This is a genomic window from Streptomyces pseudogriseolus (assembly GCA_002154585.1).
Taxonomy (GTDB): Bacteria; Actinomycetota; Actinomycetes; order Streptomycetales; family Streptomycetaceae; genus Streptomyces; species Streptomyces pseudogriseolus.
Window position 1 is genome coordinate 1 of the sequence record MUNG01000419.1, and the last position, 8965, is coordinate 8965.

The window sequence follows — 8965 nt, forward strand, 5'->3', positions numbered from 1 at the left end:
CCGGCCACGGCGCCGCCTGCAACGGCGTGCGACAGTTCCCGGCACTCCGGTGGCCGTCGGGGGGTGTGGCGCGGGCCCGCTGGGGGGTGCCGCCTGCGCCCACCCGTGCCGCCCCTAGCCGCCGACTGCCCGCAGTCGGCGGGGGTGCGCCCCGTCAGGGGCGCGGGGAACTGCGCGACCGGCCACGGCGCCGCCTGCACCCGGCGTGCGACAGTTCCCGGCACTCCGGTGGCCGTCGGGGGGTGTGGCGCGGACCCGCCGGGGGGTGCCGCCTGCGCCCACCCGTGCCGCCCCTAGCGGCACGACTGCCCGCAGTCGGCGGGGGTGCGCCCCTTCAGGGGCGCGGGGAACTGCGCGATCTGCCCTGGACCACCCGCACCCGGCCCGCGAACCGCTCAGGCGCCCAGTGCCTGCCCCAGCGCCCGCAGGAACCCCTCCGTCGTCCCCCTGTCCCGTACCGCCAGCCGGAGCCACTCCTCGTTCAGACCCGGAAACGTGTCCCCGCGGCGAACCGCGTACCCCAAGGCACGCAAGCGCCGCCGCACCGCTGCCGCGTCCGGCACGCGTACCAGGACGAAGGGGGCCTCCGCGGGGGACACCGCCCGCAGGCCGTGGGACGCGAAGTCCCGCAACCCCGCGAGCAGGAACGCGCGGTCCGCCGCGACCCCCCGCGCCGCCTCCTCCGCCTCCGCCAGCGCCGCAGGCGCCACGCAGGCCTCCGCCGCCGCCAGCGCCGGCGTGGACACCGGCCACAGCGGCTGCGCCCGCTCCAGCAGGGCGACGGTCTCCGGGTCCGCGAGGACGTACCCGACGCGCAGGCCCGCCAGGCCCCACGTCTTGGTGAGGCTGCGCAGCACCACCAGGCCCGGCACGTCCGTGCGCCCGGCCAGCGCCTCGCGCTCGCCGGGTACCGCGTCCATGAACGCCTCGTCCACCATCAGCGTCCGCCCCGGACGGGCCAGCCGGACGAGCGTGTCCGCCGGGTGCAGCACCGACGTCGGGTTGGTCGGGTTGCCGATCACCACCAGGTCCGCGTCCTCCGGGACCGCCGCGGGGTCGAGACGGAAGCCGTCGGTCTCCCGCAGCAGCACCCGGTCCACCGTGTGCCCGGCGTTCCGCAGCGCGGCCTCCGGCTCGGTGAACTGCGGGTGCACCACCACCGGCCGTGACACCTTCAGCGCCCGCGCCAGCAGCACGAACGCCTCCGCCGCGCCCGCCGTCAGCAGCACCCGCTCCACGGGCAGCCCGTGTCGCGCCGCCACCGCGGCCCGCGCGGCCCGCCCGTCCGGGTAGGCGGCCAGCCCCGCCAGCGACGCCGCGACGCGCTCCCGCAGCCACCCCGGAGGCGTGTCCGCGCGGACGTTGACCGCGAGATCGACCAGCGCGCGGCCGTCGTCACGGACCTCGGCGTCCCCGTGGTGCCGCAGATCGTGCCCGGACCCCGGCTCAGTGGGCATGACTGTGGGAGTGCGCGTGCCCGTGCCCGTGCCCGTGGTGGTGCCCGTCGTCGTCCGGATGGAAGTGCGGCTGCTGCGGCAGCCCCACCTTGTCCTCGAAGCCGGGCAGCGCGATCCGGTACACGCAGGAGTCGCAGTTCATCCGCAGATCGCCCTTCACGGCCTCCTCGTACCGCTCCAGCACGAGGTCCAGCAGCTCCGGCTCGGGGCCGATGACGTCCGCCGAGCGCACCTCGGTGTCCGGGTGCGCCGTCGCCCACTCCTCGGTCTGCGTCCGTACCCGGTCCGGCAGGATGCCGGTGAACAGGAAGTACGGCAGGACCACGATCCGCCGCGCCCCCAGCCGCGCGCACCGGTCAAGCCCGCTCGGCACGTCCGGCGCCGCCAGCGACACGAACGCCGTCTCCACGCCCGCGTAGCCGCGCCCTTCCCACAGCAGCCGGGCCGCCTTGAACACCTCGGCGTTGGCGTCCGGGTCCGTCGACCCGCGCCCCACCAGCAGCACCGTCATCTCGGCGGGGTCCCAGGACGGGTCCACCGCCTCCGCGAGCCGCCGCTCCAGCACCCGCAGCAGCGACGGGTGCGGCCCCAGCGGACGGCCGTAGGTGTACGTCAGACCGGGGTGGCGCTCCTTCTCCCGGGCCAGCGCGGCCGGGATGTCGCCCTTGGCGTGCCCGGCGGACACCAGCATCAGCGGCACGGCCGCGAACCGCCGCACCCCCCGCTCCACCAGTTCGGCGACGGCCTCGCCCAGCGGCGGCGGGGACAGTTCGATGAAGCCGCCCGCGACGGGCAGGTCGGGCCGGCGGCGGCCCAGCTCCCGCACGAAGGCGCGGAACGCCTCCGCTCCGGCGTCGTCGCGGGTGCCGTGGCCGGCGATGAGCAGGGCGGGCGGGGTGGTCACAGGGTCTCCTCGGTCGAAACGGGGTGATACAGCAGGGCGTTGAGCGCGGCGGCGGCGACCGCCGACCCGCCCTTCTCGGACACGTTGCTCACGGCGGGCAGTCCGCTCTCCCGCAGCGCCGCCTTGGACTCGGCGGCGCCGACGAACCCGACAGGCAGGCCGATGACGAGCGCGGGGGAGGCGTCCAGGGTCAGCAGCTCCTCCAGCGCGGTGGGCGCGCAGCCGATCACCCACAGGGCGCCGGGCCCGACCTCCTCGTAGGCCAGCCGCACGGCGTGCGCGGACCGGGTGAGTCCCGGCCCGGACCGCGCCTCGCGCAGCCGGCACACGGTCTCGCGGCGGGTGATGCCGGCCGCGACCATCTCCACGTCCGCGACGACGGGCGCGCCCGCGTGCAGCGCGGCGTGCGCCCGCACCAGGTCGTCCTCGTCCATGACGAGGTCGGTGGCGTACTCCAGGTCGGCCGCGGAGTGGATGACCCGCTCCACGACCGCGCGGGTCAGCGGCGGGAAGCCGGAGGTGTCGAGGCGGGCGCGCAGCCGCCGGAAGGACTCCTGCTCGATGGGGTGGATCACGCGGTTCACCGGGTTTCCTCCTGCCAGCGGTAGCCGCGCGGGGTGACCATGCGCCCCGCGATGTCCCGGGTCGCCGTGTTGCCCACGGTCACGACCGTCATCATGTCGACCGTCGCCGGGTCCAGCGCGGCCAGCGTGGTCAGCCGCACCGACTCGTCCGCGCGGGACGCGTTCCGTACGACACCCACGGGTGTGGCGGGCGCCCGGTGTCCGGCGAGCACGGCGAGCGCCTTCGGCAGCTGCCAGTCCCGGCCCCGGCTGCGCGGGTTGTAGAACGTCACCACCAGGTCCGCCTCGGCCGCCGCCCGCACCCGCCGCTCGATGACCTCCCACGGCGTGTGCAGGTCGGACAGGCTGATCGACACGTGGTCGTGGCCCAGCGGCGCGCCGAGCAGCGCGCCCGCCGCGAGCGCCGCCGTCACCCCGGGCACGCCCACCACGTCGATGTCGTCGGACGCCTCCGCGAGCGCCGGCGACGCCATCGCGTACACCCCGGCGTCGCCGCTGCCGATCAGCGCGACCGCCTGCCCGCGCCGGGCCTCCTCGACGGCCGTGCGCGCCCGTTCCTCCTCCGCGCCGAGCCCCGACTCCAGCACGCGCGTGCCGGGCCGCAGCAGGTCGCGGATCTGGTCGACGTACTGGTCGAGGCCCACCAGCACGGACGCGCGCCGCAGTTCGTCCCGCGCCCGCGGGGTGAGCAGGTCCCGCGCGCCGGGCCCGAGCCCGACCACCGCGAGCCGCCCCCGCCCCGGACGCCGTACGACCGCACAGGTCGCCATGGCGGGGTAGCCGGCCGACTTCCGCTTGGGCACGAGGAGTTCGCCCCCGCCGACGAGCGCGGCGGCCTCCGCGACGGACGGGGTGCCCACGGCGGCGAGCGGCGCGTCCGACGGGTTCGGCACCTCCACCCGCGCCAGCTCCCCGGCCGGGTGCGTCACCAGCGGCACCCCGAGCCGCCGGGCGGCCTCCACGAGCCCCGGCTCCCCGGCCTTGGCGTCGACGGTGGCCAGTTCGGCCACGGACGCCGCCGACAGCCCCGCCTCCCGCAGCGCGTCCCCGACCAGCCCGAGCACCTCCTCGACGGGGGCGCCCTTCGACGCGCCGACCCCGACGACGAGCGTCGGCGGCCGCAACACCGCCTCCCCGTCGCCCGGTTCGACCAGCCGGTCCGTCACGCGCACCGTGTACGCGCCCTCGGCGGCGACCGGCAGCGGCGGCAGCGGCCACGTCACCTCGGCGCGCAGCGCCACCGCCTCCCCGTCCAGCAGCGCCCGCGACACGGCCGCCACATCGCCCTCCACCGGCAGGCCCAGCGTGTCGAGCCCGGGCAGCCCCACCGCGTCCGTCGCGGTGGTCACCACCGGCTCCGCGCCCAGCACCTCGCCGACCTCGCGGGCCAGCTCGTTCGCGCCGCCGCCGTGCCCGCCGAGCAGCGACACCGCGAACCGCCCGGCCTCGTCCACGCACACCACGCCCGGGTCGTCCGTCTTGCCGTGCAGCAGCGGCGCCACCAGCCGTACCACGGCCCCGGTGGCGAGGAAACACACCAGCCGGTCGCACTCGGCGAACGCGGTCCGTACCGCGTCCGCCACCGGACCGTCGTACACGCGCGTGCGGTCCGGCCAGGCGGCGGCCAGCCGGTCCCGCGCCGCCGCTCCCGCCGCCGTGGCGGAGATGAGGCCGATCACTCGCAGACTCCTTCACTGTGCGCCGGGGGCCGGACGCCCCACAGCAGGAAAACCGGATTGGTGGCCGCCAGCCGGGTCACGTCCCCCGGCAGCGGCGCCAGCCGCGACGACTGCACCAGCACGCCGTCGCAGGCCAGACCCGCGTCGGTCAGCGCCGCCCGCGCGGCCGGCACCCGGTCGAGCGCGGCCATCGCGACGACGACCGTCCGCCGCGCCCGCCGCGCGCACGCGGCGACGACCGCCGGCAGCTCCCGGCCCCCGCCGCCGACGAACACGGCGTCCGGGTCGTCGCCCAGCGCGTCCAGCGCGCCCGGCGCCTCGCCGTGCACCACCCGCACGCCGACCCCGTGCGCGTCCGCGTTGGCGCGCACCCGCTCCACACCGTCCGCGTCACGCTCCACGGCGACGACGGCCGCGCCGAGCCGCGCGCACTCCACGGCGACCGAGCCCGACCCCGCGCCGACGTCCCACACCAGGTCGCCGGGGCGCGGCCCCAGCCGGGCCAGCGCCAGCGCCCGCACCTCGAACTTGGTGATCATCGAGTCCCGGTGCGTGAACTCCGCCTCCGGCAGTGCCCAGCCGGCCGGACGCCCCGGCAGGCTTCGAAGTCCCTGTGGCCCCGCGACCGTACGCACCGGCCCCAGCGCCCGCGCCTCGTCCAGGCACAGCACCACGCTCACCGCAGGACCCCAGTCCCGGCCGGCCGCCTCCTCGGGCGTCACCCGCTCCACCGACTCCCCGGCCGACCCCAGCGCGGACGCGACGACCAGCACCCGCCGCTCACCGCGCAGCGCCGCCCCCAGCTCGGCCGGGCCCGCGCCCGGCCCGGTCAGCACGGCGACCTTCGGATGCGCCCGGCACACGTTCACGGCCGTACGCGGATCCCGCCCGTGCGCGCTCACCACCACCGCGTCGTCCCACGGCAGCCCGGCCCGCGCGAACGCGGCGGCGACGGACGACACCCCCGGCCGCACGTCCAACAGCCCGGGACCGAACCGTTCGGCCAGCGCCCGCACGATCCCGAAGAACCCGGGATCGCCCGACGCCAGCACCACGACCGGCCGCTCCTCGGCCACATACGCGGCGACCGTGTCGAGGGCGGGCGCCAGCGGCCCCAGCACCACCCGCTCGGCCCCCTCCGGCACCTCCACGGCGTCCAGATGGCGCCGCCCGCCGACGACGAGCGCGGCCTTGTCGAGCTCCGGGACGCCGGCCGGCCCGCCCGTGCCCGTCCCCACCACGGTGATCATGTGCTCGCCCCCCGCTCCCGCAGCTCCCTGCGCGCCCGCGGGTCGGCCTTGCGGAAGCCGTGGAAGTGCCCCGGGTGGTACAGGTGCGAGCGGGTGCCGTGCGCGTCGAGCGCCGGACCGACCAGGAACAGCGTGTGCTTCCACAGCTTGTGCTCCTTGACGGTCTCCTCCAGCGTGCCGATCGTGCACCGCACCACCAGTTCCTCCGGCCACGTCGCCTGGTACGCCACCACGACCGGCGTCGACGTCGGATAGCCGCCCTCCAGCAGCTCCCGCACCAGCTGCCCGCTGCGCGCAGCCGACAGGAACACCGCCATCGTGGTGCCGTGCCGCGCGAACTCCCGGACCTCCTCGCCCGGCGGCATCGGCGTCTTGCCGCCGCCCAGCCGGGTCAGGATCACCGACTGCGCCACCTCCGGGATCGTCAGCTCCCGCCCCGCGAGCGCCGCCACCGCCGAGAACGACGACACACCCGGCACGATCTCCGTGGCGATGCCCAGCTCCGCGCACCGGTCGACCTGTTCCTGGGTGCCGCCCCACAGCGCCGGGTCACCCGAGTGGATCCGCGCGACCCTCAGCCCCTCGTCACGGGCCCGCGCGTAGACGGCCACCACGTCCTCCAGCGACATCGCCGCCGAGTCGAGGATCTCCGCGTCCTCGCGCGCGTGCTCCAGGATCTCCGCCTGGACCAGGCTGGCGGCCCAGATCACCACGTTCGCCTCGGCGATGGCCCGCGCGCCGCGGAACGTCAGCAGATCGGCGGCGCCGGGACCGGCCCCGACGAAGGTCACCTTGCCGGTGGGGGCGTCGGTCATGGAAACAGGTCCTTCCCTGTGTGCGGTTCGGAAGTCGAAGGGGGCCGAGCGGCTGTCACGCGTGCGCGAGCGCCCGCCGATCGGATACGAAGAGCACATGGCGGTCCTCGTCGCGCTGGGCGCGTTCCTGATGACGCTGGCCGGCGGCTGGTCGGCACACCGTGTGACCGACCGCCGTCACCTCGTGCTGGGCCTGGCCGGCGGACTGATGCTCGGCGTCGTCGGCCTGGAACTCCTCCCGGAGTCCCTGGAGGCCGCCGGCACCGAGGTGCACGGCGTACCGGCGGCGCTGCTCCTCTTCGTCGCCGGCTTCCTGCTGGCCCACCTGGTGGAACGCCTGCTCGCCCACCGGCAGGCCGCGCACGGGGCGGCCGAGAACCACGGCCGCACCCCCGAGGTGGGCCTCACGGCCGCCGCGGCGATGGTCGGCCACAGCGCGATGGACGGCGTGGCGATCGGCGCCGCCTTCCAGGTCGGCGGTGGCATGGGCGCCGCCGTCGCGGTCGCCGTCACCGCCCACGACTTCGCGGACGGCTTCAACACGTACACGCTCGCCCACGCCTACGGCAACGCCCGCCGCCGCGCGCTCGCGATGCTGTGGGCGGACGCCGTGGCGCCGGTCGCCGGCGCCGCCTCCACCCTGTTCTTCACGATCCCCGAGCCGCTGCTCGGCGGCTACCTCGGCCTGTTCGGCGGCGCGCTGCTGTACCTCGCGGCGGCCGAGATCCTGCCCGAGGCCCACCACGCCCACCCGGCCCGCTCCACCCTGGTGTGCACGGCCGCCGGGGTGCTGTTCATCTGGCTGGTCGTGGGCGCCGCCCACTGACCGCCCGCCGGTCCGCCTCACAGCTTCCCGCCCCGCCCGCCTCCGCGCCGGGGCGGCGCGATCAGCGTCGACAAATACGGCAACGGCTCCCCGTCCATCTCCGCCGCGGGCCGCACCGACTCCTCCGGCAGCCCCAGCGCGGACCCCCACACCGCGTCGTCGAGCCGCCCGGTCTCCCGCAGCGCGTCGGCGACCTCGCCGGCCTGCCGCCCGAACTTGTACGCCACGACCGTGCCCGGCCCGGCGAGGGCCTCCTTGAGCACGGCCGCCCCGGCGGTGACCGGCACCAGCGTCAACGGCTCGGTCCCCTCCGTCAGCACGGCTCCCGACCTGGCCGCGAGATCCTGCATGGCGGTGATCCCCGGCACCGTCTCCACGACCACGCCCGGCACGAGTTCACCGACGGTCAGCGCGAGATACGTGAACGTCGAATAGACGTTGGGATCGCCGATGGTCGCGAACGCCACGGTGCCGCCCTCCCGCAGCATCCCGGCGACCCGCTCGCCGGCCGCGTCCCAGGCCGCCTCCCGCCGCGCCCGGTCGGTCCGCTCGTTCAGCGCGAACACCACCCGGACCACCTTCTCGGCGGGCACGTAGTGCAGCACGGTCGCCTCGGCCCGGCCCCGCTCACCCGTGTCCATCACGGGGACGACGACGACATCGGCGGCCCGCAGCGCGTTGACCCCCTTGACGGTCACCAGCTCCGGGTCCCCGGGCCCCACGCCCACCCCGATCAGCCTGCTGCTCATGACGTCCGGCACCTCTCCACGAACCGACGGGCGACACCGGGCGCCGACGCCCAGTGCGTGTGCAGATAACTGGCGTGCACGCCGCCTTCGACGAACCCCTCGACCCGCCGCTCGGGCGTACGCAGCCCCCACGCGGGCGAGCCCCCGGCCCCCGGCTCGACAACGGTCCGGTGGAACTCGTGCCCCCGCATCCGCGTCCCGGCCGGCGCCAGCACGCTGTCACCGACGGCCACGGCATCCCGGTACCCGAGCGTCAGCCGCTCCGACATCCGCGCGGAGGCGTCCAGCACCCCGCACATCGGCATCCCGTCCAACTCCCGGCACAGATACAGCAGCCCGGCACACTCGGCCGCGACGGGAGCCCCGCTGAGGGCGAGTTCGGCAACGGCCTTGCGCAGCGACTCGTTGGCGGACAGCTCGGAGGCATACACCTCGGGAAACCCCCCACCGATGACCAGCCCGGCAGTCCCCTCGGGCAACTCCTCGTCCCGCAACGGATCAAAGGTGACGACCTCGGCCCCGGCGGCGGTGAGCAACTCACCATGCTCGGCATAGGAAAACGTGAACGCAGCCCCACCGGCGAGTGCAACAACCAGCCCGTCTGGGGGTACCCCCTCCGGGGGAGTTCGAGGACGAGGCCCGAAGGGCCGATGGGGGTCCGGGGGCAACGCCCCCGGGGTCGATGGGGGTCCCCCCGCTCG

Annotated in this window: 8 protein-coding genes and 1 pseudogene; 1 reads left to right on the plus strand and 8 read right to left on the minus strand. The window is 76.2% G+C overall.

Annotated features, from left to right (window positions below):
* Positions 1–395: 395 nt before the first annotated feature.
* From cobC to cobM, 6 genes are read right to left on the minus strand one after another with little or no spacing between them, the layout of a single operon-like run.
* Positions 396–1457: an Rv2231c family histidinol phosphate aminotransferase CobC gene (gene cobC, locus CCN29_RS29490; protein WP_442538552.1), complete on the minus strand. Its 1062-nt coding sequence runs from the start codon at positions 1455–1457 to the stop codon at positions 396–398.
* On the minus strand, positions 1447–2361 hold the full coding sequence (locus tag CCN29_RS29495) for a sirohydrochlorin chelatase (RefSeq protein ID WP_031062289.1): 915 nt from the start codon (positions 2359–2361) through the stop codon (positions 1447–1449). The genes cobC and CCN29_RS29495 overlap by 11 nt, the downstream gene beginning before the upstream one ends.
* Positions 2358–2945 carry a precorrin-8X methylmutase gene (locus tag CCN29_RS29500; RefSeq protein WP_006132691.1) on the minus strand — a complete coding sequence of 196 codons (588 nt, stop codon included), beginning with the start codon at positions 2943–2945 and terminating at the stop codon, positions 2358–2360. The genes CCN29_RS29495 and CCN29_RS29500 overlap by 4 nt, the downstream gene beginning before the upstream one ends.
* Positions 2942–4624, minus strand: coding sequence for a precorrin-3B C(17)-methyltransferase (gene cobJ, locus CCN29_RS29505; protein ID WP_031019905.1), 1683 nt, complete (start codon positions 4622–4624; stop codon positions 2942–2944). The genes CCN29_RS29500 and cobJ overlap by 4 nt, the downstream gene beginning before the upstream one ends.
* Positions 4621–5874 carry a bifunctional cobalt-precorrin-7 (C(5))-methyltransferase/cobalt-precorrin-6B (C(15))-methyltransferase gene (locus CCN29_RS29510; protein WP_006132687.1) on the minus strand — a complete coding sequence of 418 codons (1254 nt, stop codon included), beginning with the start codon at positions 5872–5874 and terminating at the stop codon, positions 4621–4623. The genes cobJ and CCN29_RS29510 overlap by 4 nt, the downstream gene beginning before the upstream one ends.
* Complete coding sequence (gene cobM, locus CCN29_RS29515) at positions 5871–6689, minus strand: precorrin-4 C(11)-methyltransferase (RefSeq protein WP_086685604.1); 819 nt, start codon at positions 6687–6689, stop codon at positions 5871–5873. The genes CCN29_RS29510 and cobM overlap by 4 nt, the downstream gene beginning before the upstream one ends.
* 97 nt (positions 6690–6786) lie before the next feature.
* Between cobM and CCN29_RS29520 the strand changes: the two genes are divergently transcribed.
* Positions 6787–7515, plus strand: coding sequence for a ZIP family metal transporter (locus tag CCN29_RS29520; protein WP_086685606.1), 729 nt, complete (start codon positions 6787–6789; stop codon positions 7513–7515).
* 17 nt (positions 7516–7532) lie between these two features.
* Here the strand turns inward: CCN29_RS29520 and cobI are convergent, their stop codons facing one another.
* Positions 7533–8264: a precorrin-2 C(20)-methyltransferase gene (gene cobI, locus CCN29_RS29525; RefSeq protein ID WP_031019915.1), complete on the minus strand. Its 732-nt coding sequence runs from the start codon at positions 8262–8264 to the stop codon at positions 7533–7535.
* Positions 8261–8965, minus strand: a pseudogene (locus CCN29_RS29530) (cobyrinate a,c-diamide synthase); the annotation flags it as partial. The gene cobI and the pseudogene CCN29_RS29530, both read right to left, overlap by 4 nt.